Annotated in this window: 24 protein-coding genes; 22 read left to right on the forward strand and 2 right to left on the reverse strand. The window is 38.6% G+C overall.

What is annotated here, in order from left to right:
• The first annotated feature begins 8 nt into the window (after positions 1–8).
• Positions 9–938, forward strand: coding sequence for a Ppx/GppA phosphatase family protein (locus QRX23_RS01430; RefSeq protein ID WP_330155684.1), 930 nt, complete (start codon positions 9–11; stop codon positions 936–938).
• Between the two features lie 764 nt (positions 939–1,702).
• On the opposite strand, the gene QRX23_RS01435 is transcribed toward QRX23_RS01430, so the two are convergent.
• Entirely contained in the window at positions 1,703–2,758 is a 1,056-nt protein-coding gene (locus QRX23_RS01435) for a Gfo/Idh/MocA family oxidoreductase (RefSeq protein WP_330155685.1), read from the reverse strand.
• Positions 2,759–2,916: 158 nt separating this feature from the next.
• Between QRX23_RS01435 and QRX23_RS01440 the strand changes: the two genes are divergently transcribed.
• From QRX23_RS01440 to QRX23_RS01525, 18 genes are all read left to right on the forward strand, one after another.
• A complete protein-coding gene (locus tag QRX23_RS01440; RefSeq protein ID WP_330155686.1) occupies positions 2,917–3,762 on the forward strand; it encodes an NAD(P)H-hydrate dehydratase in 846 nt (281 codons plus the stop codon).
• 76 nt (positions 3,763–3,838) lie between these two features.
• Entirely contained in the window at positions 3,839–5,257 is a 1,419-nt protein-coding gene (gene pepV / locus QRX23_RS01445; RefSeq protein ID WP_330155687.1) for a dipeptidase PepV, read from the forward strand.
• Positions 5,258–5,530: 273 nt separating this feature from the next.
• Positions 5,531–6,106, forward strand: a complete 576-nt coding sequence (locus QRX23_RS01450; RefSeq protein ID WP_002828697.1) for an AAA family ATPase — start codon at positions 5,531–5,533, stop codon at positions 6,104–6,106.
• Between the two features lie 6 nt (positions 6,107–6,112).
• Positions 6,113–6,592, forward strand: coding sequence for a hypothetical protein (locus tag QRX23_RS01455; RefSeq protein WP_330155688.1), 480 nt, complete (start codon positions 6,113–6,115; stop codon positions 6,590–6,592).
• Positions 6,592–7,389 (forward strand): DUF6681 family protein, encoded by a 798-nt coding sequence (locus tag QRX23_RS01460; protein WP_330155689.1) that lies wholly within the window; start codon positions 6,592–6,594, stop codon positions 7,387–7,389. The genes QRX23_RS01455 and QRX23_RS01460 overlap by 1 nt, the downstream gene beginning before the upstream one ends.
• Positions 7,390–7,565: 176 nt before the next feature.
• Entirely contained in the window at positions 7,566–8,300 is a 735-nt protein-coding gene (locus tag QRX23_RS01465) for an amino acid ABC transporter ATP-binding protein (RefSeq protein WP_002828694.1), read from the forward strand.
• Between the two features lie 11 nt (positions 8,301–8,311).
• Positions 8,312–9,160 carry a transporter substrate-binding domain-containing protein gene (locus QRX23_RS01470; RefSeq protein WP_330155690.1) on the forward strand — a complete coding sequence of 283 codons (849 nt, stop codon included), beginning with the start codon at positions 8,312–8,314 and terminating at the stop codon, positions 9,158–9,160.
• Positions 9,157–9,810, forward strand: a complete 654-nt coding sequence (locus QRX23_RS01475) for an amino acid ABC transporter permease (protein WP_251939821.1) — start codon at positions 9,157–9,159, stop codon at positions 9,808–9,810. The genes QRX23_RS01470 and QRX23_RS01475 overlap by 4 nt, the downstream gene beginning before the upstream one ends.
• Entirely contained in the window at positions 9,807–10,463 is a 657-nt protein-coding gene (locus QRX23_RS01480) for an amino acid ABC transporter permease (protein ID WP_330155691.1), read from the forward strand. Before QRX23_RS01475 ends, QRX23_RS01480 begins: the two co-directional genes overlap by 4 nt.
• 280 nt (positions 10,464–10,743) lie before the next feature.
• A complete protein-coding gene (locus QRX23_RS01485) occupies positions 10,744–12,360 on the forward strand; it encodes a peptide ABC transporter substrate-binding protein (RefSeq protein ID WP_251939827.1) in 1,617 nt (538 codons plus the stop codon).
• A gap of 393 nt (positions 12,361–12,753) precedes the next feature.
• Entirely contained in the window at positions 12,754–13,674 is a 921-nt protein-coding gene (locus QRX23_RS01490; RefSeq protein ID WP_150176817.1) for an ABC transporter permease, read from the forward strand.
• Between the two features lie 14 nt (positions 13,675–13,688).
• On the forward strand, positions 13,689–14,720 hold the full coding sequence (locus tag QRX23_RS01495) for an ABC transporter permease (RefSeq protein WP_002828688.1): 1,032 nt from the start codon (positions 13,689–13,691) through the stop codon (positions 14,718–14,720).
• Positions 14,721–14,737: 17 nt separating this feature from the next.
• Entirely contained in the window at positions 14,738–15,841 is a 1,104-nt protein-coding gene (locus QRX23_RS01500) for an ABC transporter ATP-binding protein (protein ID WP_251939830.1), read from the forward strand.
• Positions 15,841–16,794, forward strand: coding sequence for an ABC transporter ATP-binding protein (locus tag QRX23_RS01505; protein ID WP_002828686.1), 954 nt, complete (start codon positions 15,841–15,843; stop codon positions 16,792–16,794). Before QRX23_RS01500 ends, QRX23_RS01505 begins: the two co-directional genes overlap by 1 nt.
• A gap of 328 nt (positions 16,795–17,122) precedes the next feature.
• Positions 17,123–19,117, forward strand: a complete 1,995-nt coding sequence (locus QRX23_RS01510) for a DHH family phosphoesterase (RefSeq protein ID WP_330155692.1) — start codon at positions 17,123–17,125, stop codon at positions 19,115–19,117.
• A 29-nt stretch (positions 19,118–19,146) separates the two neighbouring features.
• On the forward strand, positions 19,147–19,599 hold the full coding sequence (gene rplI / locus QRX23_RS01515; RefSeq protein WP_330155693.1) for a 50S ribosomal protein L9: 453 nt from the start codon (positions 19,147–19,149) through the stop codon (positions 19,597–19,599).
• 190 nt (positions 19,600–19,789) lie between these two features.
• The gene (gene dnaB / locus QRX23_RS01520; RefSeq protein WP_330155694.1) at positions 19,790–21,205 is read left to right on the forward strand and encodes a replicative DNA helicase; all 1,416 of its coding nucleotides are present in this window, start codon (positions 19,790–19,792) and stop codon (positions 21,203–21,205) included.
• A 93-nt stretch (positions 21,206–21,298) separates the two neighbouring features.
• On the forward strand, positions 21,299–22,495 hold the full coding sequence (locus QRX23_RS01525; protein WP_330155695.1) for an MDR family MFS transporter: 1,197 nt from the start codon (positions 21,299–21,301) through the stop codon (positions 22,493–22,495).
• A gap of 110 nt (positions 22,496–22,605) precedes the next feature.
• On the opposite strand, the gene QRX23_RS01530 is transcribed toward QRX23_RS01525, so the two are convergent.
• Positions 22,606–22,995: a YbaN family protein gene (locus tag QRX23_RS01530; RefSeq protein ID WP_140837169.1), complete on the reverse strand. Its 390-nt coding sequence runs from the start codon at positions 22,993–22,995 to the stop codon at positions 22,606–22,608.
• Between the two features lie 143 nt (positions 22,996–23,138).
• Between QRX23_RS01530 and ispE the strand changes: the two genes are divergently transcribed.
• From ispE to QRX23_RS01545, 3 genes are all read left to right on the forward strand, one after another.
• The gene (ispE, locus tag QRX23_RS01535; protein WP_330155696.1) at positions 23,139–23,996 is read left to right on the forward strand and encodes a 4-(cytidine 5'-diphospho)-2-C-methyl-D-erythritol kinase; all 858 of its coding nucleotides are present in this window, start codon (positions 23,139–23,141) and stop codon (positions 23,994–23,996) included.
• A gap of 179 nt (positions 23,997–24,175) precedes the next feature.
• A complete protein-coding gene (locus QRX23_RS01540) occupies positions 24,176–25,231 on the forward strand; it encodes a BMP family lipoprotein (RefSeq protein WP_330155697.1) in 1,056 nt (351 codons plus the stop codon).
• Between the two features lie 289 nt (positions 25,232–25,520).
• The gene (locus tag QRX23_RS01545) at positions 25,521–26,756 is read left to right on the forward strand and encodes an MFS transporter (protein ID WP_330155698.1); all 1,236 of its coding nucleotides are present in this window, start codon (positions 25,521–25,523) and stop codon (positions 26,754–26,756) included.
• Position 26,757 lies beyond the last annotated feature (1 nt).

Consider the following 26,757-nt stretch of genomic DNA (forward strand, 5'->3'; position numbering starts at 1 on the left):
AGCATTAAATGAGTTATTTGGCAGTCATTGACTTGGGTTCCAACTCAACCCGCATGGTGGTTGAGGAACTACAAGAGGATGGAAATTTTGTTGAATTACGCCGGCGCAAATTAGATACACGTTTGGCTGAAGGCATGGATGATAATGATGGTGAGTTGACAGATGCGGCGATGACCCGTGTTGTTGATGCGCTGTTAGAATTTCAGCAAGATTATATGATGTTTGATGATGTGACAGTAGTTGGTATTGCAACCGCTGCTGTTCGTGAAGCAGAAAATCAAGCTGAATTCTTAGACAAGGTTTTTCGGGCAGTCGGTGTCGAAATTCGCGTGTTGACGGGTGATCAAGAGGCTTATTATGATTATTTAGGAGCAGCATCAGCTTTGGATATTTCTGATGCTTGGTTACTGGATACTGGTGGGGCGAGTGTTGAATTAGTTGGCATTGAAGAACGCATGGCTACAAACATGATGAGTCTACCATTTGGTGCGGTCAATTTGTCTGAGAAGTTCAAGTTAAACGTTGATGGTGTGGTCTCACCTGATGCGATTGCTAAAGCAACGAAGTATGTAAACGATCAATACCTTAAATTACCTTGGTTGGATGATACGGTAACTTTACCAGTTATTTTGTTAGGTGGTGCTAATCGGTCATTGGCTAGATTAGACCGTGTCCAACATGGGTTAGCTGCTGACTCAGATTTTCATGGGTATGAAATGACGACGGCAGCAGTGCTTGCGACTTATGAAAAACTAGTAAAGATGACTAGAGCAGAACGAGAAGCATTATTAGGACTAGAAGCTAATCGTGCAGACATTATGATTAGTGGCTTATTACCATTGGTAGAGTTAATTAAACGTACAGGCTCAAATAAAGTTATTTTTTCATCGTCGGGTGTTCGCGAAGGGCTCTTGCAAGAGTATCGAATGAATAATTAAAGATGAAGTCGAGGGTTTCTGATATACATTGGAAATCCTCGGCTTTTTATATTGTGTTCATGTCTTATATTCACTTCCAAAAGCGAAAATTTATCAGCTCTGCATAAACGCGATAAATTTTCTTTCCAGTGAATATAAGTCATAAACACGCCGTAATGCCTACGCAGTCGCTACGGCGAATACGTCATGTTTACGTCTTATATTCACTTCCAAAAGCGAAAATTTATCAGCTCTGAACTAAAAAACCGCCGGTACGTTGACCCGCGGTTACTTTTGCTATACCCATAGGATACAACAAGGAGAGCACTTGAATTTGCTACCCTATATTCAATTGTAATGGTAATATCTAGAGGCTTAATCTGCAGATTTAAGCGACTGTCGCTAGTACTACCGAAACCACCAAATACATCTTGCTCGCAACTACTACTCATCCACATTTATCCGTTTAAAAAGCGAACCGTGTCGGGAGCAGCCTTCAAATCAACAAACATGTTTTCACCCGATGAAGAGATATCGTTCGTTATTGAAGAAACCGATGCTAATGACTGCAAGATTGTCAATTCATGACTTAATGTTTATCATTCAAAATTTGATACTAATAGTATCTTGCATCATTACTGTGACACGCCCATATGGATTTCAGTAGCTAAAGCGATGTTTGAGGTTGAAAAGAAATCATTTTTCAAATCATCTACCTACCTTTCCTTTGGTACACCATTATAATAACACGACTTGAAAGCGGTTACAAATATTTAGTGCCATAATTAATGATTAAAATTAACGATATGTGGATTAACGTCAGCTATACCAGCCTCTAGGATCTGCATGGTTGTTAATAGTTGTTCATCAGACACTAATTTTGGCCTTTTATTAACGATTGTTTCAAAAACTGAATCATAGACTGAACCGTAGTCACCTAAAATTGATGGCACAAACTTTTCTAAACGATCATTGTTTTGATTGTAGTAGGTAACCTTGCCATAGTCTTGGGGTGCATCTTGACCAAAGCCAACGTCTCCTGGCATGATACCAGCTTTTAGGTCGTATTCTTGTTGGTCAATGTTGTGCTTGATATATGAACCCTTGGTGCCATGAAGAATCCACTTTGGATAGTGAGTGACAGTCGTTTCGCTTGACTGAATGGTTGCCTTAAAAGCATCTTTATAAAATAAATTAGCCTCAAATTGGTCGGATAGAGTTGCTGATAAATCACGTGTTGCTCTTAAATCATAAGCTACGGCCTGTGGTGCACCCAATAAAGAGACAATTTGATCAACTAAGTGGGCACCGTGATCAAACCAGGTTGTTTCCATTGCGCTACCAGTTAATTTGGCATCGTTTGGTCGATAATGATCCATGTGTAATTCAAGTTCAATAGGACGACCGACATAACCCGTATTTAGGACATGCTTTAAGGTTAAGAAGTCACTATCAAAGCGTCGATTTTGGAAGGGCATAAAAAATAGCCCATTTTTATTTGCAAGCGCAATCAGTTCTGTTGCTTCTTGTGCCGTTGCAACTACCGGTTTATCAACCAAGACATTTTTGCCAGCCATTAATAGCTGTCGAACGACCGTAAAATGAGTTGGCGCTGGGGTAACAACAATGACTAAATCTACTGTCTTATCAGCAGTGATATCCTGTATATCTGTTGAAAAAACGGTGCCAGTTTTTTCAAGGGCAAGTCGATCATCGGGCCGTTTATTAATATGGGGCGCAACGACACGACCAATATGAAATTTGTCAGGTCGTTGACGGACATAAGGTATATGGTAACGATTAGTGCTTTTTCCAAATCCAACATAGGCGATATTAAGCATAGTTAGCCTCCAAATTTTATTCTCACTCTATTTTCATGTATTTCAAGTATTTGTGCAATAGATGTTAGAATAGTAATATGAAATAGAATAATAAACAAGTTTTTATACCATGACATGGCAGGGTATAGCATTATTTTAAGAAAAACTGGAGAATCACTATGGTTAGTGAATTAAAATCAGATATTTTACATGAAGTTATTTTAAGGCGACCTGATCAAAGCCATAAAGGGGACTACGGTCGTGTGCTACTGATTGGGGGAAGTGTGCAATTTGGTGGCGCTATTTTGATGGCTAGTCAGGCAAGCATTGGTGCTGGTGCCGGATTAACAACAGTTGCAACAGATCGGGCAAATTTGACGGCTTTGCATGCACGTACACCAGAAGCAATGTTTATCAACTGGCAAGATAGTGATCAGGTGGTCGAAAATATAAAAAAAAGTGATGTGATTGTTATTGGTCCAGGATTAGGAACGGACCAACAAGCAGTTGATTTGGTTAAACGCGTGTTTGCTACGGTTACGCAAGAACAAATTTTAGTGGTTGATGGTTCAGCATTAACCATTATGGCTGAAAATCATTTAATGTTTCCGCGTAAACCTTATACAATTGCAACACCTCATCAAATGGAGTGGGCGCGTTTGAGTGGTATTCAGTTGAATTATCAAACGGAGCATCAGTTAAATGAAGTCCAACGCCAAATTTTGAATTTAGATGTTTTAGTGCTGAAACAGCATCATACTTTAATTTATGCGCAAAATGAACTCCGTCAGTTGATGATTGGTGGTGCCTATCAAGCAACCGGTGGTATGGGAGATGTATTAGCAGGTACGATTGGTGGCTTTGTTGGTCAGTTCAAAAATAATCATTTAAAGGCAGTAGAGGCAGCAGTCTATGCCCATTCGATGATTGCGCAAGAAATGGCCAGTCATAGTTATGTTGTGAAGCCATCTTTTATAGCAGATGCTTTACCAAACTATATGGCACGTATTCAATCTAATTTATAAAGCATACTGGGTCGGTGTGCATTTTCATAAAGAAGTGTATAATTGAGAACAATGTTAATCGTGGAGGAATTAAAAAATGGCAAGACAATGGCGTGCTGAAGCATTGAAATATGAAGATGACTTACTAAAAGATTTGAAAGAAATGTTAGCAATCAAATCTGTCCGTGATGATGAGGCGGCAACGGCAGATGCACCTTTAGGACCTGGTCCTAAAGAAGCATTGTTGAAGTTTGAAGAATTTGCTAAGCGTGATGGCTTCCGTGTCGGTAATTATAAGAATTTAGTGGCTTATGCTGAATTAGGACCTGAGGACGCAGAAGAAACAGTAGCTATTATCGGTCATTTGGACGTTATGCCCGAAGGTGATGGTTGGACAAAGGATCCTTGGACACCAGTTATTGAAGATGGACGTTTATATGCTCGTGGTGCTTCTGATGATAAAGGGCCAACATTCGCGGCTTACTACGCACTTAAAATGATTAAGGAATTAGGCGTAGAGCTAAAGCGTAAATTAGTTTTGGTCGTTGGTATCGACGAAGAATCTGATTGGACCGGAATGGATGAATTCTTTGCTGAATATGGTGAACCAACTATGGGCTTCTCACCAGATGCAGAATTCCCAATTATCAATGGTGAAAAAGGAAATGTTTCGATTGTTACTCGTTTTACGGGAACGCAAGTTGGTTCATTGAAGCTGATTTCATTTACTGCTGGTCAACGTCCTAACATGGTGCCAGGTGTTGCAAAGGCATCAGTTGAAACAACGGATACAGATGCATTAGTTGGTGCTATGAAAGATTACTTAGCTGCTGAAACCCGTGTTAAGGGAGAAGCAACGGTCGCAGGTAATCAAGTAGATTTCACATTCTACGGTAAGCAAGTGCATGGTGCTATGCCTGAGACTGGGGAAAATGCCGGAACTTATTTGGCCAATTTCCTACAATCTCAAGACTTTGGTGGTAATGCACAAGGCTTCTTGACGTTCTTAGGAACTAAGCTACATGATGATACTGTTGCGGAAAAGATTGGTGCTAAGACACATGACGAATTGATGCACGATTTGTCTATGAATGTGGGAATCCAACGCTTTACTGACGGTCAAGATGGCTTTGTTAACACGAATTTCCGTTATCCACAGAATACAACGGCGGAAGAAATTGAAAAGCATGTTGCAGAGTCATTACCTGATGGCTTTGATGCTGTAGCTAAACAAGAAGGACATGCGCAAGTTCCTCATTATGTATCTGGTGATGATCCACTTGTTCAAACGTTATTACAAGTTTACCGTGAGCATACTGGTTTGCCAGCTGGCGAGCAAGTTATCGGTGGTGGTACATTTGGACGTTTGCTAAAGCGTGGTGTTGCCTTCGGTGCAATGTTTGAGGGTGTGCCAGATACGATGCATCAAGCAGATGAATTCTATCCAGTTGCTGATTTGACACGATCAATGGCTATCTTTGGTCAAGCAATGTATGAATTGGCAAACGTTGAATAATATTAAACAAGTTATATATAAAGTTGGCGAAAAATTTCGTCAACTTTTTTCATTTGCAATAAAAATATGTTACAATTATGTGACAGAGGTCTCGGCGATAAGGCGATAATAAGGTGTGTAAAAGCATGTACAATTAATGTGCATGCTTTTACTATGACGGATTAATGAAATTATAGTAATCTAAACACTGGTAAAATGTTATCAAATTGTTAGGGAACCTTAAGCATCAGACAGTATACTAATAACAGTAAAAAAAGAGAGTAGAAAAGAGTTATGAATCGAAAAGTTTTCGTTCTGACAGGTAATACGGGGACGGGCAAAACAACCGTTGCCAATTATTTAAATGAGTTTTATGAAATGCCCAAAGTAATCACACACACGACACGACCACCAAGAGAAGGTGAAATCGATCAGGTTGATTATTATTTTGAGTCAGAACAGTCTTTTAAAGAAAATCATTATTTAGAAAGTGTTGCTTACGCAAATTATCGTTATGGATCTTCCTATGAAGGACTTGAACGTGCTTGGGAGAAGAGTCCACTAATTACCATCGTCCTTGATACTGCAGGTGCCAAAACATACTCTGAAAAACTAGGGGATGAGGCAGTTGTTATCTTTTTAACCGTCACAAAACCTGATGAAATTTTAGGTAGATTATCAAAACGTGGTGATAATTTAGAGGAAACTCGCCGGCGGATGGCAAGCGAGGAATATAAACGTGATGTGCAGTTACCACAATCCTTGCAAGGAATTGCCCACGTTGTCGTTAACGATGATTGGTTAAGTACAAAAGAAGAAATTGACAATATTGTTAAGCAGGCCTTAGTTTTTGACCTGGAGGAGGAGTAGCACTATATGGCATATCGAACACCACCATTTATTACACCAGTTGCATTAGTTTCAATAATTTTGGCGCTGAGTGCTGGAAACGCAATTGTTAATGTTTCTACGCATACTTCAAACGGTGCAGCAAAATCATCATCAGTTGTATCAAGTAGTACAGTATCATCAAGTAGCATTAAATCATCAGTTAGTTCTTCAGAAAAACCTTCAAGTCGTTCAACTGAATCAGATATGACAAGTGACGATTCAGTTGATGATACAACGGTTAGTTCAGCATCAAAGTCATCTGCAAGTAGTTCAAGTTCATCAACAGATGAGGCGTCAACTGATACAACAACAGACGGTAATACTGATAACACAACAGGAACAGATACAACCACAAATAATACTACTGGTAATACAACCACCGATAATACAACGGGGACAGATACAACGACAAATAATACCACCGGTAATACGACCAATAATGCAACGCAAGGAGGAACTAATTAATGTTAACGATATTAGACTTACTTAATCATTATCTTGGTTTCTTCAATGTGAATGCTCGTTGGAAGGGGCAGGTATATACTGTCCTAGCCAGTGTTGGTAACTTTTATATTCTTTATTTAGCTGTGCGTCACATTCAAAATGGTGCCTATTTACGAGGTGCTCTGTTAGCATTAGCGTTTTTGTTAATACTGTACGGCGCAATTTTAAATATCGTTTACTATTATACGAAGAAAACAATTAAGTGGGATGTTTCACCAAAATTAGAAAAAATGTTGGGTGGTCCCCAAGCTGCCAAAACGGCCACAGATAATAAAGCAATGCCATATGTACCCGCAAATGGTCTCTACGATAAGAAGCAAGTCTTACCGGCAACTGCCATTTCCGATAATGATATGGCGGCAGAATTAACGAAAGTGGTTGATCAATTACGCGAGGGTGGTCTGATTACTGAGAACTACGGTGGTCTTTCAGAGAAAGAACAATTGGCCTTTTTAGCTACTGGTCAACCAGCAATCTTCGCTAACCATCCTGGTACACCGTTACCCTATTTTAAATTGGAAGAAGAGCGTGGTGGACTGGCCGTTTATGGTGGTATGAATGAGATGCTTTCATCACGTTTGGCACGGATACAGACAGTTGGGTTACAACCAGTAGACTTAGCATTGAAATCATACAATTTATATATTGCATCTGTTGTCGTGACTGGTGGACCGGGTAAAGCCCGTGGCCGTCATGCTTTAATGCCTGTTGAAAAACCTTATAAATTAGCAGTTGAATTAGCATATACGAAAAAATAGATAATCGTACGTAATTGAATGATTTTTAATGTTAACAAACTTAACAATATGTTTGACAATTAAGATAAACTAAGATTATTATTAGATTAGCGACCCGTCACGAATAAAATCGCGGCGGGTTATTTTTATATACTAAGATAATTTTTTAGGTAAATTATCTATAAGGAGGAACCACTATGTCGATGATCGAATTCAAAGATGTCAATAAATTTTATGGGGATTTTCATGCATTGACGGACATCAATTTAAAGGTAGAGGCTGGGGAAACGGTTGTTTTGATCGGACCTTCTGGTTCAGGAAAATCAACATTGATTCGTACGATTAATGGTTTGGAACCGGTTCAAGGTGGACAGTTGATTGTAAACGGGCAAGATTTAGCTAATCCTAAAACAGATATGAACCGTACAAGAAAAAATGTGGGGATGGTGTTCCAACATTTTAATTTGTATGCGAATAAATCAGTCTTAGAAAATATCATGTTAGCACCACGTTTGGTATTGCATCGTGATGAAGCAGAAAATAAAAAAGTTGCGATGGAACTCCTTGATCGTGTTGGGCTAGTTGATCAGGCTGAAAAGTCACCGGCAGCACTTTCAGGTGGACAACAGCAACGTATTGCGATTGCTCGCTCACTTGCAATGAAGCCAAAAGCATTATTATTTGACGAACCAACATCAGCCTTAGATCCGGAAATGATCAATGGTGTTTTGCAAATTATCCAAGACATTGTTAGTGATTCTTCAATGACAACCTTGGTTGTTACGCACGAAATGGGCTTTGCGAAGAAAGTTGCCGACCGAGTTATTTTCATGGATAAGGGACAAATTTTGGAAGATTCACCAACTAAAGAGTTCTTTGCTAATCCAAAGGAGCCACGTGCACGGGAATTCCTATCGCAAATTATTCGTTAAGGAGGCGCAACATGAAGAGTAAATTTCAAGTTGTAATGAAGTCAATTCTTGCAGCTGCTGCAGTCACCTTGTTCGCTGGGGCAACCGAAGGAACAGTTATTCATGCAGATACTGTTAAGAATCAGACATATGATCGGATTATGAAAACAGATCGTATGAATTGGGGTGTTAAGGGCGATACCAAACTGATGGGATTGATGAACATCAAAACGGGTAAACTTGAAGGATTTGATGTTGATATGGCTAAGGAAATCACGAAGCGTATCAACCCAAATGCTAAGGTGGAGTACACACAAATTACTTCAGGTACACGTGTGCCCATGTTATTGAACGGAAATATTGATGCAATTATCGCAACGATGTCGATCACGCCTGATCGTCAAAAGGTCGTTGATTTTTCACAATCATATTTTAATGCTGGTCAATCAATTTTGGTTAAAAAGTCAAGTAAGTATCATAATGTTAAGCAATTAAACACACCTAAGGCACGTGTGTTAGCTGTGCAAGGGTCAACGTCAATTGATGAAATTAAAGACTTTGCGCCAAAGGCAAAAGTTGTTGGGTTACAAGATTACGCAACAGCATTAACTGCTTTAAAGGCAGGTCAAGGAGATGCATTGACTACTGACAACGGTATTCTATATGGTATGGCTGCCGGATCGAAAACATTGGAAGTTCGTGGTGGTACCTTTACAAAGGAACCATATGGTGTTGCCATGCAAAAGCAGAACCCAAAGTTAGTTAAAGCTGTTAATAAAGCAATTGATGACATTAAGTCAGATGGTACTTATGCTAAGATGGCCAAAAAATGGTTCGGTAGTGTTAAGGGGATGGATTGGAAGGAGTTGGCTAAAGAATGATTTCATTATTTCAATCACACGCTGGTGAATTCTTGACTGGATTTGGCTGGACTATCGCTTCGTCAATTCTAGCATTGATTGGGTCACTAATCTTAGGAACAGCCTTTGCATTAATGGAAGTTGTTCCGAATAAACTGGTCAATATCATCGGACGTATCTATATCGAAGTTGTTAGAAATATTCCATTGTTGGTTATTACGATGTTCTTTTATGTTGTTATTGCAAACATCATTAAAATTAGTGGTTTTGCGGCAGGAACCTTTGGTTTAACATTATATACATCAGCATTTATTGCTGAAACTGTACGTGCAGGTATTAATGCTGTGCCTAAGGGTCAACTAGAAGGTGCCATGTCAAATGGCCTTTCATGGTGGCAAGGTATGCGTTACATTGTTTTGCCACAAGCATTTAAGCTAGTGATTCCACCACTTGGAAATCAGTTTATTAACTTAATTAAAAACTCATCCGTTCTAGCATTCGTTGCAGGACTTGATTTAATGTACCAAGCAAATCAAATTTCACAGATGACATTTGATACATTTGGTCCATTTATCATTGTTGGTATTTTCTATCTAATTTTGACAATGCCAATGAGTTATTATATGCGTTATTTGGAAACCAGACTTGAAAAGAATGGAGGTCGCGCATGAGTGAGTTCTTTTCAGCATTTTCGTGGGTAAATATGCGTTTCTTGATGATGGGACTAGGGGTAACGATTGAAGTTGCTGTGGTTTCAATTATCTTGAGTTTCATTATCGGATCAATTTTGGGTGTCATTAGATATGTCAAAATCCCTTACCTTTCACAAATTGTGGGATTTATTGTCGATTTGATTCGTAATTTACCATTGCTATTAATTATCTTTTTCACCTATTTTGCTTTGCCAAAAATTGGTATTCATTTTGGGGTTATCACATCGACAATTTTTGCATTAACGATTTTTGAGTCAGCAATGTTGGCTGAAATTATTCGTTCAGGTATTTTGGCAGTTCCTAAAGGACAGCTAGAAGGTGCCTTGTCAAATGGATTGAACTTTAAGCAAGCTTTGTGGCACATTATTTTGCCACAAGCGTACAAGAAAATGATTCCACCAATTGTGTCACAATTTGTTTCTTTGATTAAGGATACATCTCTAGCAACAATTATTATGTTGCCTGAGGTAACTTACCGTGCACAAATTGTTTATGCACAAGAGCCAAGTGCAATTATTTCAATGTTCTTTGCTTTGGCAGTGATTTACTTTATCTTGAATTTCATTATTTCAAAGATTGGCGATATGCTAGATCGTCGTATGACGGCATAAAGCTGTTTATAGAAGTTCCTAATTTACGATTGGGAACTTCTTTTTTATTTAGAAAAATGAGAAAATGGTGATTATTAAAAATGAGCTGATTATGAGAGCCAATGATATCCCTTTTTATATATAAATGCTGACTTATCAATAGTTATCGATAAAACATAAGACTTGTTGATATTGTTTTATTAAATTGAACTTAAATAAGTCGTTGACTATGGTTTAAGTTTATTATATGATTATGAAAAAGTTATCACGATATGTGAATATGAATAAGGGATGGGGAAATATGAATAAGACATTAAAGGTCAGTGCTTTGTTGTCTGGTGCAGTGATCCTAGGATCAACTTTCGTACCAGTGACAGCTAGTGCCGCTAAGTATAAGACAATTAATTGGACTGAAGGTGCAAATGTTGGAACGATGGATCCTTCAAAGACAACTGCAGCCATTGATTTTAATTACTTACAGGCCATTGGTGAAGGATTGTACCGTATGGACAAGTCTGGTAAGCCACAATTAGCTGGTGCAACTTCGGTTGATAAGTCAGATGATGGCTTGACTTTAACTTATCATTTGCGTGATATGAAGTGGTCTAATGGTGAGCCAGTGACAGCTAATGATTATGTCTATGGTTGGCAACGTACTAATGACCCAAAGACAGCATCACAATATGCTTACCTATATTCAGGTATTAAGAATGCCGATGCCGTTCAAAAAGGTGATAAGCCAGTCACAGACCTAGGGGTTAAGGCACTTGATGATAAGACTTTGCAAGTAACTCTTGAGCGTCCAATGCCACAACTTGAGTCAGTGTTGACCATGGCTACTTTTGAACCACAAAACAAGAAGTTTGTGGATAAGGTTGGTAAGAAGTACGGTACTGCATCTAAGTACACGATTTCTAACGGACCATTTACCATGAAGGGTTGGACAGGATCAAACAACAAGATTTCATTGGTTAAGAACCCTACTTATTGGGATGCTAAGTCTGTAAAGACACCAAAGGTTACCGTTCAAACTATCAAGGACCAAAATACTGGTTACAACTTGTACAAGTCAAAGAAGGTTGATTATACAACGCTATCACCTGACCAATACAAGGCTTCAAAGAACAAGAAGGACTACACTGTTATTGCACAAGCATCAACAGCGTTCATCGAATTTAATGAAAACAAGAAGCCTTTGAATAACACAAATATTCGTAAGGCTTTGTCAAAGTCAATTGATCGTAAGACAATGTCATCAAAGATTCTTGGTGGTGGTGGAACACCAGCAACTTCATTTACATCAACAAAGTTAGCTAAGGATCCAGCAACTGGTAAGGACTTTGCTAAGGTAGCTGCGGATAAGAATGCTGTTGGTTACAACTTGAAGGAAGCCAAGAAGTTGTGGAAGCAAGGATTGAAGGAAACTGGTAAGAAGAAGGTTACTTTGCAATACTTGACTGATGATTCTGATGGTGCAAAGCGTTCAGCACAATTTATCCAATCACAAATGGAAAAGTTACCAGGATTGAAGGTTACAATTAAGACTGTGCCATTCAAGCAACGTATTTCATTATCAGATGAAAAGAAGTTCGATATGGTTAACACAATTTGGGGTGCTGATTATGCCGATCCATCAACTTTCTTAGATTTGTATACCTCTGACTCATCATTTAACAATGGTAGCTGGAAGAATGCAGACTATGACAATGTTATGAAGGCTGCAAAGACAACTGATGTTAACGATGCAACAAAGCGTTACGCGGATTACGCTAAGGCTGAGAAGATTCTACAAGAAGATGCAGCGGTCGCACCAGTTTACTATCAAGCAAAGCCATCACTATTGAATACAAAGGTTAAGGGTGTTGTTTCAAATACTGTTGGAGCACCATTCGATTGGAAGTGGGCATACAAGAAGTAATTTGATTGTTTAATCAAATGAACCAATGCTGAAAAATAGAGGGGGTGTGGCAAATGGGTGTTTGTCACGCTCTCTCATTTTTTTATAGTCAAATTTGTGAAAAATAACTAAAAAAAGAGAAGTTTTCATTTTATGATGATTACTTACGAATGTCCTTTAAATACCACTAAAAAGCATACTTTCACCGTCAGTTATTTAAAATGTAAGCATTTACAATTTTTTCATAAGATTAAATATTTATGTGAGGTTTTATAACAAACTCTTTAACATTTGTGAAACCTCTGGTAAAATTAAAAACATCTAATTAATAGCTATGAGATATGAGAGTATGGTTATTTACGAAATGACTTTCTAGCATATTATGAGTAGAACTAAAATAGGGAAGGCATGGCCATGTTCAAATATATTATTAAACGGTTAGCAATTATTGTGTTAACTTTGGTCTTGATTATTTCAGCAACATTTTTCTTAATGAAGCTGATGCCAGGATCACCATTGGCAAACGCAGAACGTTTGTCTGCTAGTCAGCAAAAAATGATTGAGGCCCAATATGGATTGGATAAGCCTGTTATCGTGCAATATGTGACATATCTATGGGATGCATTGCACTTTGACTTTGGTGTTTCATTCCAATTTGCGAACCAAGAAGTATCAACCTTGGTAGCGCAACGCCTTGGTCCATCTGCACAACTTGGACTTCAAGCATTGATTTTCGGATTGATCGCAGGTACTGGTTTAGGAGCTGCCGCTGCAGTTCGTCGTAACACGAAGACTGATACATTTTTGTCAATCTTAGCAGTGTTGGGTATTTCAATCCCTTCATTCGTATTTGCGGCTTTGTTACAGTACTGGGTTGGATTGAAGTTGGGTTGGTTGCCAATCGCTGGTTGGAAAGGCTTTGCAGCAACAGTCTTACCAACAATTGCTTTGGGAATGAGTCCACTCGCTACGTCAGCACGATTTATTCGTACTGAAATGGTTGATGTGCTTGGCTCAGATTATATTGAGTTAGCCCGAGCAAAAGGATTGTCAAAGAATGAAATTATTTGGAAGCACGCATTACGTAATTCTTTGATTCCATTGGTAACGTTAATCGGGCCAATGGCGGTTAACTTGTTAACTGGATCAATTGTTGTTGAGAATATCTTCTCTATTCCTGGAATTGGTAGTCAGTTCGTTGACTCAATTTTGACCAATGATTACCAAATTATCATGGGAACGACAATCGTCTACTCAATGATGTTGATGGTTGTGTTATTACTAACTGATATCCTATACGGTATCATCGATCCACGAATTCGTTTGGCTAAATAAGGAAGGAGTAGCTAATGTCTGAAAAAGTAAATTTAACAGCAGATGATTTTCAATTGCTTCCCGCAGATCGTCAAACTGATAGTGAAAAAATTTTAAAGCCCTCAGTTAGTTTTTTGAAAGATGCTTGGCGTCGTTTGAAGAAAAATAAGGGTGCCTTCATCTCGCTTTGGGTGTTGGTCTTTGTTTTCATCGTTGCCTTTGGTTCAACGCCAATTGCCAATTCAAAAGTAACTGCACAACAAGATGTAACTGTTCAAAACTTACCAGCCCGTTTGCCAGGTGTGTTAGGTGATATTCCTGGCTTTACTGGAGAAGGTAAATTAGATGGTACAAAGGTTGACCAATATAAGTCAGCTGGTGTTTCTGATAAGAAGAACTTCTGGTTTGGAACTGACCAATTTGGTCGTGACATCTTTAAACGTGTTTTATATGGTACACGTATTTCATTGGAAGTTGCATTAATTGCAACATTAATGGACTTAGTCTTTGGTGTGACTTACGGTATCATCTCTGGATGGCGTGGCGGTAAAACTGATATTGTCATGCAACGTATTATTGAAATTGTTTCTTCAATTCCTAACTTGGTTGTGTTTGTGCTTTTGATTTTGGTGATGAAGCCAGGTATGTTATCAATTTCATTAGGAATCGCCTTAACATCATGGACATCAATGGCACGATTGGTCAGAGCGCAAGTTTTGACAGCTAAGGAACAAGATTATATTCTGGCTGCCCGAACACTAGGTTCTTCAACTTGGCGCATTGGTTTGCGACACTTGGTGCCAAATCTTAGCTCAACGATTATTGTGCAGTTGATGTTTACAATTCCATCAGCAATCTTCTTTGAGGCATTGCTTTCATTTATTGGATTAGGAATTCCAGTCCCAATGGCTTCATTGGGTACGTTGTTAAATGATGGACAAAAGGCAATGCAATTCTACCCATATCAGTTAGTTATTCCGGCTGTTATTTTGGGTATCATTATGATTGCGTTTAACTTGTTAGGTGATGGATTACGTGATGCGTTTGATCCACGTACAAAGGATTAATGGAAGTGAGTGGAAATATGGCAGAGAAAATTCTTGAGGTTGATGACCTTAAAATTAATTTCAATACTTATAATGGAAGTGTTCAAGCCATTCGCGACGTTTCATTTGATTTGTACAAAGGTGAAACGTTAGCGATTGTGGGGGAGTCTGGTTCTGGAAAATCAGTAACGACTCGTTCTCTAATGGGCTTGTTAGCTAAAAACGCACGTGTTGAAAAAGGTTCAATTACGTTTAAGGGTGAAGAAATTCTTGGTAAATCTGAAGCACAAATGCAAAAAATTCGTGGTTCAGAGATTGCGATGATTTTCCAAGATCCAATGACGTCATTGGATCCAACAATGAAAATTGGTCAACAAATTGCAGAGCCTTTAATTAAGCACCAGCATTACAGCAAGAAAAAGGCTTGGGCAAAGGCTTTGGAAATGATGAAGATGGTCGGTATTCCAAATGCTGAGGCACACATTAATGATTATCCACACCAGTTTTCTGGTGGTATGCGTCAACGAATTGTGATTGCGATTGCCTTGATTGATAATCCAGAGATTTTGATTGCTGACGAACCAACAACTGCGTTGGACGTAACGATTCAAGCGCAAATTTTGCACTTGATGAAAAACATTCAAGAGCAATCAGATACCTCAATCATTTTTATTACCCATGATTTAGGGGTAGTTGCTGGTATGGCTGATCGTGTTGCCGTTATGTACGCTGGTGAAATTATCGAAATTGGTAAGGTTGATGAAGTGTTTAACTTCCCACAACATCCATATACTTGGGGCTTGTTGAATTCAATGCCAACAACGAAAACAGAGCGTGGTAAGTTAGAGGCTATTCCTGGTACACCACCAGATTTGTTGAATCCTCCTGTAGGTGATGCTTTTGCTGCACGTAATCATTATGCAATTGCCGCTGATGAAAAGGTTAAGCCACCATTCTTTAAATTATCAGAGACGCATTATGCAGCAACATGGCTATTAGATGAACGTGCACCTGAAGTAGAACCACCGCTTGAAGTTCAAAAGCGTTGGGCACGTTTCCAAGCTGAACATCCAGAAGCAGATCGTTCAAAAGCTGTTCCGGTTGACAATGCTGCTGTTCTTGGAAATGGAGGTGGCAAGTAATGGCCGATGAACGTAAGAAATTAGTTGAGATCCAAGGATTAGATATAACCTTTAATGAGGGTAAATCTAATGAAACAAAGGCCGTACAAAATGCTTCATTCGATATTTATGAAGGTGAAACATTTGGACTTGTTGGTGAATCAGGTTCAGGTAAAACGACAATTGGTCGTGCAATTATGAAGTTGTACGAGCCAACAAACGGTAAGATTTTATTTGAAGGTGAAGACTTAGCCAAGTTAAAGAGACGTGGTAAGTTAAGCAAGTTTCGTCAGGCTGTCCAAATGATTTTTCAAGATCCACAAGCATCACTTGACTTACGTATGAAGGTTAAGGATATTGTTGCTGAAGGAATTGATGTTAATCATTTAGCAAAAAATGATGCTGATCGTTCAAAACAAGTTGAAGATTTGTTAGAAATTGTTGGCTTGAATCGTGATCACTCTAGTCGTTACCCACATGAGTTTTCTGGTGGACAACGTCAACGTATTGGGATTGCCCGTGCATTAGCAGTGCAACCTAAATTCATTATTGCTGATGAACCTATTTCAGCGTTAGACGTTTCTATTCAAGCCCAAGTGGTTAATTTGTTGAAGGACTTGCAAGTAAAACAAGGTTTGACTTATTTGTTCATTGCACATGATTTGTCAATGGTGAAGTATATTTCTGATCGTATTGGTGTGATGCATTGGGGAAAGATGGTTGAAATTGGAACTGCTGATGAAGTTTATAATCATCCATTGCATGATTACACGCGTTCATTATTAAGTTCAATTCCAGTACCGGATCCAAGTGTTGAAGAGCAACGTGTACCAATTGTCTACGATCCAACTGATGAATTAGATGGTCGTGACCGTCAAATGGTTGAAATTGCACCACAGCATTTTGTTTGGGCTGGTGAAGATGAAATTGCTAAGTACCAAGAGCGTGCTCGTGAATTTGGTTTAATTGATTAGAAATATAGAGAGCGAGACAAAAGTTGTTTTGAAGCCGGTGTGTAACGTGGTTTGTGCAATTTTTGTCCGTAGCAAAGCGAAGGACAGGGATTGCGCAAATTGCGTTACATTGAGGCTTCAGACTTTTGGAACGCGTTTACGCTATAAAAAATTATAGGCTTATAATTCATACAATTTTAGCAAACCGAGGTTGGAATATTTTCTTTTGTTCCATCCTCGTTTTTTTATGGTCAGAATTAAGATTCGCAATATGGGGCAATTTTATGGATATGTGGGTTTATGTTATAATGATACGATACAAACAAAAAGAATAGGCTAGGTGAGACGGGTGAGAAAAATTACGGCGTTACCGACATTCTTTAGAAATCAACGCCTTAGTGGCATGGCAGCCTTAGTATCATTTATTGCAATTGTTGGGGCATTTTTGGCCTGGCTAGTTAATTGGGTCGTAGGTATTATTTGGCTGGTATTAGTCGTTATTGCATTGATTGTTATTTTTAGGACACTTCAAGATTTAAGTGAACAAACAACGCATTATATTGAAAATTTATCGTATCGTATTAATCGTGGTGAACAAGAATCAATTATTCAAATGCCCTTAGGTGTCATCCTTTGTACAGACGAAGGTGACATTGAGTGGGTCAACCCATATATTCAACAATTATTGGGGAATGAAACGATTGTCGGTAGTGATCTACAACATGTTTCTGAACAATTAGCTGAAATTGTGGCATTATGGCCAAATGAAGAAAAGCGTGTTACCGAGCTTGAATGGCTAGGCCATGTTTTTCAGTTGCAGGTTCAGCCAGAATTGAATGCAGTCTACCTAATGGATCGGACAGCTGCAGCTAAAGTAACGGCAGATTTTGAAAATCACAAATTGTTTTTAGGAATTGTTTCGTTAGATAATTATGATGAAGTGACTGAGGGTATGAGTGATGCTGAGGCATCGACTTTGCGAACTTATGTGACTAAAACATTATCTGATTGGATGGCAGATCATGAAATCTATGCACGTCGCTTATCAGTGGACCGATATTTATTAATTGGTTATCGTGCCGCCTTGAAGAAAGCTGAAAATGATAAATTCAATTTATTAAAAACGATTCGTGAATCAACCTCTGTTCAAAATGCTCAAATTACATTGAGTATTGGTATTGCTTATAATGAAATGGCCATTGATACGTTAGCTGAAAATGCGCAAGCTAATTTAGACCTAGCATTAGGACGTGGTGGTGACCAAGTGGTTGTTAAGTCATCGACTGGTTCGGCCAGATTCTATGGTGGAAATACGAATCCGATGGCTAAGCGAACTCGTGTACGTGCACGAGTGATTTCACAAGCATTAGCTGATTTATTTGATCAGGCCGACCAGGTCTTTGTTATGGGACATAAGCGCCCAGATATGGATTCATTTGGTGGCGCTTTAGGTGTACGTAGGTTAGCAGAAATGTTGGGAAAACCAGCGTGGGTAGTTTACGAAGAAAACGGGCAAGAACATTCAGACATTCATTTATTATTGGAACAAATGTCTGAAGATGTTTCTGACGAGCATGCCTTATTAACACCGAATGAAGTTTTAGCACAAATGACGGATCAGAGTTTGTTGGTTATTGTTGATCACTCGAAACCATCATTATCTGAATCACAAGACGTCTATGAAGCATTAAAGAATCGGGTTGTGATTATTGATCATCACAGAAGAGGCGAAGAATTTCCTGAAGAACCACAGCTAGTTTATGTTGAATCTTATGCATCTTCAACTTCTGAGTTAGTCACGGAATTGTTCGAATATCAACCAAGACGAGCACAAGGATTAAGACGATTAGAAGCGACAGCAATGTTGGCGGGTATTCAAATTGATACGAAGTCATTTACATTGCGTTCTGGTACGCGTACATTTGATGCGGCCAGTTACTTGCGTGCGGTTGGTGCAGATGGTAACTTGTTGCAGGACTTTATGAAAGAAACGGTCGATTCATACCGTAATCGTGCGCATCTTATCGAACGTGCCCAGATTCATGATTCCGTAGCGATTGCAGTTGGTGAGGATGATGTGCAATATGATTCAGTTGTTGCAGCACAAGCTGCTGACTCATTATTGCAGATGATTGGTGTGACATCATCTTATGTTATTACTAGGCGTGATAATGATACAGTAGCTGTCTCGGCTCGATCAACAGGTATCGTTAGTGTGCAACTGGTAATGGAAGCGATGGGTGGTGGTGGCCATCTAAGTAACGCTGCAACTCAGGTTAAAGATACGTCAACTGAGGCAGTTTACGAGACATTGTTAGCCGAGCTTAATAAAGATAGTGATTAAAAATTTTAGTAAGAAGAAGGTATGAAACAATGAAGGTTATTTTCTTAGAAGATGTTAAAGGTCGCGGAAAGAAAGGCGAAGTAAAAGACGTTCCTGATGGTTATGCCAATAATTTTTTGATTAAAAACAAAAAGGCAAAGCCAGCAACGAATGCGAATGTTTCTGCCTTGCGTGGTCAAAAGAAAGCAGCTGATCGTGAAGCTGCAGAAGAAAAAGAAATGGCCATTGCATTGAAAAATAGGTTGGAGGATGACAATACAGTCGTTGAACTAAAAGCCAAGGCAGGTACAGATGGTCGTTTGTTCGGCGCTATTTCATCAAAACAAGTTGTGGCAGGATTACTTGACCAATTTAATATTAAGATTGATAAACGTAAAATGGATATGAAAGAGCCTATTCGAGCATTAGGTTATCGAAATGTGAAAGTTAAGCTTCACCGTGATGTTGAGGCAACTATTCGTGTCCATACAGAAGAGCAATAAATAAGTATTGAAAAAGCTCTTACTATATCAATAATTAGGCGATTCTGGCTTGCAAAAATGCAAAAAGCTAGAATCGCCTAATTATCGTTATATTCGAATTCAAACCATCTTTTGGCTAACTCTGATTTTTTAATCGATGGTTATTTGGTACAATGAACAGTAGACTATGTTGAAGGGAGGTTATGTTCACATGCCTGATCAAAATGAAGGTGCACCATTACGTGTACCACAAGATGTTGAAGCCGAGCAGGCAGTGCTGGGTTCGATTTTATTAGCAACGGATCCCCAAGATTTATTGGCGGATATTATGACCATTCTTGAGCCGAGTGACTTTTATCGCACGGCACATCGCTTGATTTATTCAGCTATCTTGGCGCTTGATGAAACACAAAGAGCGATTGATATCTTAACAATCACTGATGAATTGGATAAAGATAATCAAGTTGAAAATGTCGGTGGCATGGCCTACCTGACTGAGTTGGCATCAAGCGTACCAGTTGCTGGTAATGCCTTGTATTATGCCAGAATTGTGCGAGAACGCTCCGTACGTCGCAATATGATTGATACCTTACAGGATAGTTTGACACAAACTTATGAAGGTAGTGATTCAGTTGATGATGCGGTTGCAGACTTATCAACAAAGCTGGATTTAATTAATGGTGGCGAAAAAAGTGCAGACTTTAAAAATATCGCTGATGTTGTGAATAAATCCTTTGAACAAATTGAACAAAACTCACGCACCGACGAAACAGTTACGGGATTGGCTTCCGGTTTTCCAGCACTCGATAATTTGACTACCGGATTTCATGAAGGTGAAATGATTATTATCGCTGCCCGTCCTGCTGTTGGAAAAACTGCGTTTGTATTAAATATTGCGCAAAAAGTGGCGGTGGCAGACCCAACTTTACCAGTTGTTATTTTTTCATTAGAAATGCCAGATACTTCTTTGGTTAATCGTATGTTAGCGGCGGAAGGTAATATTAATTCGCAGCACATGCGAACGGGACAGTTGGAAACTGAAGAATGGAATTCTCTAGCAGTGGCGACAGGTTCGCTAGCACGAACAAATATTTATATTGATGACACACCGGGTATTAAGGTTACAGAAATCAGATCGAAGTTACGTCGATTATATAAACGTGAGGGTCGGCTAGGTTTAGTCATTATTGATTATTTACAGTTGATTGAAGGAACTCGTAGTGAGGGTCGTCAACAAGAGGTTTCAGCTATTTCACGTGCAATTAAGATGATGGCCATGGAAATGAATGTGCCAATCATTGCCTTGTCACAACTATCACGTAGCGTTGAGCAACGTCAAGATAAGCGTCCAATGTTGTCAGATATTCGTGAATCTGGATCTATTGAGCAGGACGCTGATATTGTTGCTTTCTTATATCGTGATGATTATTACGAAAAATCTAATGATGATCTGGATAATCAGAATGATCCACGTGATGAAGAGCAGCAAGATATTGGTGAAATTGAAGTTATCCTAGAAAAGAATCGTTCTGGAGCTCGTGGAACAGCACGGTTACTATTTGTTAAGTCATATAATAAGTTTTCAAACATTGATTTTCACAATGAAGAACCGGGTGGATTCGGTTAATTGTAAATAAAAAGGGTTGCTAAAGAACGAGGCTATTGATGGATTTCATTAGTCTCGCTCTATTTTTGTGAGTATGTTAAAAAGAGGTTTATCATGCAAAGTATGGGGCAAGGAATGTCGTTACGTTGGTTGTTAGCGGCAAGTTTTATTAATAGTTTTGCTTTTGGTTTTATTTGGCCATTAACATCAGTTTATTTATATAATGAACTGTATCAAACTTTAGTAACAATTGGATGGGTGATGATGGCTAATGCAGTTGGTCAAGCTATTGGGTCGATTGTTAGCGGTCGATTATTTGATCAATTTAAACCCTATCGCCTTATTCAGTTCGGTGTGTTAGCAATGATTGTGTTGCAAGTCGCCTTTATTATTTGGCATGGTTGGCCAACCTATGCTGTTATTTTGACATTGGTTGGCTTCTTTGGTGGCTGGTTAACGGCGGCTATTAATGCTTATGGCACACAAGTACGGTCTCATGACGGTCGTTTTGTGTTCAATATGCTTTATTTTATGAGTAATTTTGGTATGGTCTTTTCAACCGCATTAGTAGGACCAATTTATCCATTTGGTATAACATGGTTATTTCTATTAGCTTTAATACTATATGTTGTTTTATTTTTTATTGTACATACAAAGTTTCGCATTAATTTGGCAAATTACAGTCGTGAACAACAGACAACTAAAATTGCTTTACCAAAATGGAATTTATTACTGATTTATGCAGGTATATCAGGACTAGTTATTTTGTGGATTTCATATGCACAGTGGCAAGGGAATGTCTCTGTGTACATGAATAGTGTACTGAAATTACCACTCTGGCAATATTCAATGTTGTGGACGATTAACGGTATTTTGATTGCGATTATTCAATTGGGGATGAATGCCTTGAATTTATCAGCCAATCGACGATCAATGTTTATTCAAATATTTGCTGGCATTATCATGTTTGGTTTATCATTCTTGGTGTTACCATTTAGTCATCATTTCATGGGATTTGCTCTAGCAATGATTATTACGACGATCGGCGAAGCAACCGCATTTCCAATGATTCCAGCTTTGGTCAATGAACTAACACCATTAACTCTGAAAGGACGTTATCAGGGACTAACCGCTGCTGCGCCATCTGTTGGAAGAGCTGTCGGACCATTGGTGGGTGGATTCATTATTCAACAACAAGGGTATAATGCATTGTTTTATGCAGCATCAGCACTAACTTTCGTAGCGTTTATTGGTGTTTTAACTAGTATTGTTCTAGGATATCGTCGCACAGTACGCTATGAAGAAAATTAATATCATACGTTTAAAGGGGCAAAATCTACCGAAGTTAATGGTGGATTTTGCCCCTTTCAGTCTATAATGGCTAGTTTTGTACTGGCCTTTAAATATATCCCATTTGTGGTTTAATCTTCTTCGTCAAGGAACCAGTTATTTAACCACCAACCACGATAAAAGCCTTCCATGGCAATAATTTGCGAGAACGAAGCACAAATTAACGTTATTTGTAACCATAATTTACCAGAAGTAAAAAATGGTATGCTCATGAAGGCGGCAGTGACAAGGTAAATAATTATGCGATTCTTTTGGGTTAATTGGCGTTTATAAATGCCCTTATATACGTACTGCTGGTAGTATTTATTGCTTTCTAACCAAATTTGTAGGCGCGTTGATGAACGTCCCCAGAAAAATGCTGTTAATAAATAGAATGGCGTTGTTGGAATGCCGGGTACCCAAATGGTTAGAGTACCTATTCCAAAAGTGATCAAACCTAAAATAATGTAGATGAAACGCATGTAAACTCCTTATTGTTTATTCTGATTTAGTATATCAAGGATTAGTTAAAACCAACAGAAGTTATAATTCTTTATCTGTCTTTGTTTCGCAATTAAGGGCAACTTGCTATAATTAAAATAATCTATGAAAGGACTTGGTCGCGATGGAAGTATTAGAGCAAGCCTACGCAAAGTTAAATATTAGCCTAGATACCCCATTTATTCATAAAAATGGTGAACAAGAATGGGATATGTTAATGGTGGCCATCGACCTAGCTGATACGGTGACTATTCGAACGACGACTAATCATCAGAATATTGTTGTGGAATCAACAAGTGGTTTATTACCGCTCAATGAAAAAAACTTGGCCTATCAAGCGGCCAATTTGATGCGTGAAACAGCAGGTCGGACAGAAGGTATTGAAATTCACATTATGAAGCGTATTCCAGTTGCGGCAGGATTGGGTGGTGGTTCTTCAGATGCAGCGGCAGTCTTACGGGGATTGAATCGAATTTGGCAACTGAACTACACCGAAGACAAGTTGGCGGTAATGGGACTCCAAATTGATGCTGACGTACCGTTTTGTGTTTATTCACGACCAGCTCGTGTTCGTGGACGTGGTGAGGTAGTTGAACCACTAACAGAAGCAATGCCACCGTTGTGGGTGATTGTTTCTAAGCCTGGTATCAGTGTTTCAACGCCTAAAATATTAAAATTAGTTGATTATTCTAATATGCAGCATGGGGATATGGTTGGATTGATGACGGCGGTTAATTCTGGTGATTTTCAAACAGCTTATCACAAAATGTTTAATGTCCTCGAAGCAATTACGGGAGCTAAGTATCCAGAGATATTAAAATTGAAGCAAAAAATGTACGATTTTGGTGCTGATGCAGCCCAAATGTCAGGTACTGGACCGACGGTATTTGCAATTTCTGAAAAATCCTCGCGTGCAAAACGAATCTATAATGCGGTTAGAGGATTTGTGTCAGAAACTTACTTGGTCAGGTTAGTTAATTAAAAATAGTATAATGAGCCTTTATTGTTCGTGTTTTGTTGCATTTAAATAAGTGGTTCATTTTTTTTTGCAAAAAAAGCGAACGAAAAGCTTTACTTTTTGAACATTATCCATTATATTTAGAATGTAGTTCGTGATTGACGAACAATCTAGGTAATCTTTTTATAAAAGGGGATAGAAAAATGGCTTCAAACGCAAAGATGTGGGTGGCAGGTGCCGCGGTTGTAATTATTGCAGGTGGTGCATATGCTGCTTGGTCTGGAAACAAGTCAAGTGATGATAAAAGTAATAAGACTTCAGTTGCATTGATAACTGATGGTGGTGGAATTGATGATAAGTCATTCAACCAATCGGCTTGGGAAGGTATGAAGTCATGGGCAAAGGATAATAATGTTAAGCAAGGTAAGGGCGGCTATGCTTATTATCCTTCAAAGACGAACGCTGATTTTACAACAAATATGGATCAAGCTCGTTCTGATGGATTTAAGAATATTTATGGTATTGGATTCCAATTGGTTTCAACAATTAATGAACAATCAAAGAAACATCCAGATACGAACTATATGATTATTGACGATATTGCGAAGGCACGTAAGAATACAGTATCTGTTACTTTTAAGTCTGAACAATCATCATACTTGGCAGGTGTTGCAGCTGCTAAAACGACAAAGACAAACAAACTTGGTTTCGTTGGTGGTATGCAATCAGCTGTTGTTAAGACGTTTGAAGCCGGCTTTATTGCAGGTGCTAAGTCAGTTAACCCTAACATTAAGGTTGATGCGCAATATGTTGGTAGCTTTACTGATGCTGGTAAGGGTAAGACAATTGCCTCATCAATGTATCAAAATGGCGCTGATGTTATCTTTAGTGCTGCGGGTGGTTCCGGTGCTGGTGTCTTCACAGAGGCCAAGGATTTGAATGAAGAAAAGAATGCGGCGGACAAAGTTTGGGTCGTTGGTGTTGACCGTGATCAAAACGCTGATGGTGCGTACACTGCCAAGGATGGTAAGTCTAACTTCACATTGACTTCTGCAGTGAAGAAAGTTGGTAAGGCAGTCATTGATGTTACGAAAGATACATCTAAGGGTCACTTCCCTGGTGGTAAGCACTTGGTTTATGGTTTGAGTGATAAGGGTGTTGCTGTAACTCGTGGTAACATGTCAAGCGCTGCATGGCATTCAGTACAAAATGCACAAAAGAAGATTGTTGATGGGGATGTCAAAGTTCCTGCTAAGTAATTAAAAAGAAAATTGTTTCATTGAATAGCTTATAAATTGAGCAACTGAATTCTTTATGGATTTAGTTGCTTTTTTGATTAGAATGACAGGGTAAACAAGTATTGTTTTTACGATGCTTGTTTTTTTGCTGTCCTGAAAATAGGTTAAACTTAAAAATATTGACCACGTTAATGAATTTAAGCGCTTTCATTGTTTATTTTTTAAATACTTATAAATTACTTATTTAATAATATAAACTTGACTAATGCCGTTATAAAGTATTAATTTAGTAATGTAGGTTTTAATTAATATGTTGTTGTTAAGGAGAGTTCTGTTGGAAAGTAAAGATAAGTTGTTCAATAAGGGATTTCTCAGTATTACACTGATTAATTTCTTAGTTTATTTAGTTTACTATTTGTTAATGGTAATCATTGCAGTTGTTGCACAAGAAAAATTAGGTGCTACCTTAAGTCAGGCAGGGTTAGCATCGGGAATTTATGTTATTGGTACATTAGTGGCGCGACTTTATGTGGGAAAGAAGCTTGAAGTACTTGGACGTAAACAAACGTTGCGTGTGGGTATCATCTTGTACTTAATAACAACACTAATGTATTTGTATATGCCATCAATTGCGATCCTTTATGTTGTGCGTTTGTTGAACGGGTTCTTTTATGGAACCGTTTCAACAGCGACGAATGCAATTGTCACGGAATATATTCCACTATCACGACGTGGTGAGGGAATTAATTATTATGGCTTGAGCACAAGTTTGGCAGCAGCAATTGGACCGTTCTTAGGCATGTTGTTACTGCACGCAACTAGTATTAATTTCATTGTGGTCATGTCGAGTATCATCTTAGTGTTCACCGTTATTGGTTGTTTCATACTAAATGTAAACAACATGGCACTAAATAGTGATCAACGTGCATTGGCTGATAGTTGGAAGATCAATACATTTATTGATACAAAAGTTGTCTTTATTGCAGCAATTGCTTTTATTATGGGATTGGCTTATTCAAGTGTGTTATCATTTTTGGCATCGTATGTTGAGACCATTGATCTTGTATCAATTAGTTCATTTTTCTTTGTTGTGTATGCGTTAGTGATTACTGTCACTCGTCCAATGGCCGGCCGAATTTTTGATCGATATGGTGAAAATTCAGTTATGTATCCAAGCTATTTCTTTTTAGCGGTTGGCTTATTCGTGCTTAGTATCACAACTTCTTCCTGGGAATTATTGTTCTCTGGTGCCCTTATTGGTTTAGGGTATGGAACGTTTATGTCTAATGGTCAAGCAGTTGCCTTGCACTTAGAAAAGGATATTAGTCGGATTGGTGTTGCATTATCAACATATTTTGTTGGATTGGATTTAGGAATTGGTGTGGGTCCTTACTTGTTGGGTGCCTTACGCAATTTTGTTGATTTCAAGCAAATGTACTTAATGACAGCTGTATTGCCAATTATCTGCGCCGTCTTATACAAGTTGTTCTATAAAGGTGCTAAAACTGAAGAACGGCTGCCAGAAAACGGACAACATGCTGCTTAAT

This window comes from Weissella paramesenteroides (assembly GCF_036327715.1).
Classification (GTDB): Bacteria; Bacillota; Bacilli; order Lactobacillales; family Lactobacillaceae; genus Weissella; species Weissella paramesenteroides.

What these genes read in the sequence shown, in the direction of transcription:
- QRX23_RS01430 (WP_330155684.1), top strand. Translation starts at nt 9, where the DNA reads ATGAGTTATTTGGCAGTCATTGACTTGGGTTCCAACTCAACCCGCATG.
- QRX23_RS01435 (WP_330155685.1), bottom strand. Translation starts at nt 2,758, where the DNA reads ATGCTTAATATCGCCTATGTTGGATTTGGAAAAAGCACTAATCGTTAC.
- QRX23_RS01440 (WP_330155686.1), top strand. Translation starts at nt 2,917, where the DNA reads ATGGTTAGTGAATTAAAATCAGATATTTTACATGAAGTTATTTTAAGG.
- pepV (WP_330155687.1), top strand. Translation starts at nt 3,839, where the DNA reads ATGGCAAGACAATGGCGTGCTGAAGCATTGAAATATGAAGATGACTTA.
- QRX23_RS01450 (WP_002828697.1), top strand. Translation starts at nt 5,531, where the DNA reads ATGAATCGAAAAGTTTTCGTTCTGACAGGTAATACGGGGACGGGCAAA.
- QRX23_RS01455 (WP_330155688.1), top strand. Translation starts at nt 6,113, where the DNA reads ATGGCATATCGAACACCACCATTTATTACACCAGTTGCATTAGTTTCA.
- QRX23_RS01460 (WP_330155689.1), top strand. Translation starts at nt 6,592, where the DNA reads ATGTTAACGATATTAGACTTACTTAATCATTATCTTGGTTTCTTCAAT.
- QRX23_RS01465 (WP_002828694.1), top strand. Translation starts at nt 7,566, where the DNA reads ATGTCGATGATCGAATTCAAAGATGTCAATAAATTTTATGGGGATTTT.
- QRX23_RS01470 (WP_330155690.1), top strand. Translation starts at nt 8,312, where the DNA reads ATGAAGAGTAAATTTCAAGTTGTAATGAAGTCAATTCTTGCAGCTGCT.
- QRX23_RS01475 (WP_251939821.1), top strand. Translation starts at nt 9,157, where the DNA reads ATGATTTCATTATTTCAATCACACGCTGGTGAATTCTTGACTGGATTT.
- QRX23_RS01480 (WP_330155691.1), top strand. Translation starts at nt 9,807, where the DNA reads ATGAGTGAGTTCTTTTCAGCATTTTCGTGGGTAAATATGCGTTTCTTG.
- QRX23_RS01485 (WP_251939827.1), top strand. Translation starts at nt 10,744, where the DNA reads ATGAATAAGACATTAAAGGTCAGTGCTTTGTTGTCTGGTGCAGTGATC.
- QRX23_RS01490 (WP_150176817.1), top strand. Translation starts at nt 12,754, where the DNA reads ATGTTCAAATATATTATTAAACGGTTAGCAATTATTGTGTTAACTTTG.
- QRX23_RS01495 (WP_002828688.1), top strand. Translation starts at nt 13,689, where the DNA reads ATGTCTGAAAAAGTAAATTTAACAGCAGATGATTTTCAATTGCTTCCC.
- QRX23_RS01500 (WP_251939830.1), top strand. Translation starts at nt 14,738, where the DNA reads ATGGCAGAGAAAATTCTTGAGGTTGATGACCTTAAAATTAATTTCAAT.
- QRX23_RS01505 (WP_002828686.1), top strand. Translation starts at nt 15,841, where the DNA reads ATGGCCGATGAACGTAAGAAATTAGTTGAGATCCAAGGATTAGATATA.
- rplI (WP_330155693.1), top strand. Translation starts at nt 19,147, where the DNA reads ATGAAGGTTATTTTCTTAGAAGATGTTAAAGGTCGCGGAAAGAAAGGC.
- dnaB (WP_330155694.1), top strand. Translation starts at nt 19,790, where the DNA reads ATGCCTGATCAAAATGAAGGTGCACCATTACGTGTACCACAAGATGTT.
- QRX23_RS01525 (WP_330155695.1), top strand. Translation starts at nt 21,299, where the DNA reads ATGCAAAGTATGGGGCAAGGAATGTCGTTACGTTGGTTGTTAGCGGCA.
- QRX23_RS01530 (WP_140837169.1), bottom strand. Translation starts at nt 22,995, where the DNA reads ATGCGTTTCATCTACATTATTTTAGGTTTGATCACTTTTGGAATAGGT.
- ispE (WP_330155696.1), top strand. Translation starts at nt 23,139, where the DNA reads ATGGAAGTATTAGAGCAAGCCTACGCAAAGTTAAATATTAGCCTAGAT.
- QRX23_RS01540 (WP_330155697.1), top strand. Translation starts at nt 24,176, where the DNA reads ATGGCTTCAAACGCAAAGATGTGGGTGGCAGGTGCCGCGGTTGTAATT.
- QRX23_RS01545 (WP_330155698.1), top strand. Translation starts at nt 25,521, where the DNA reads ATGTTGTTGTTAAGGAGAGTTCTGTTGGAAAGTAAAGATAAGTTGTTC.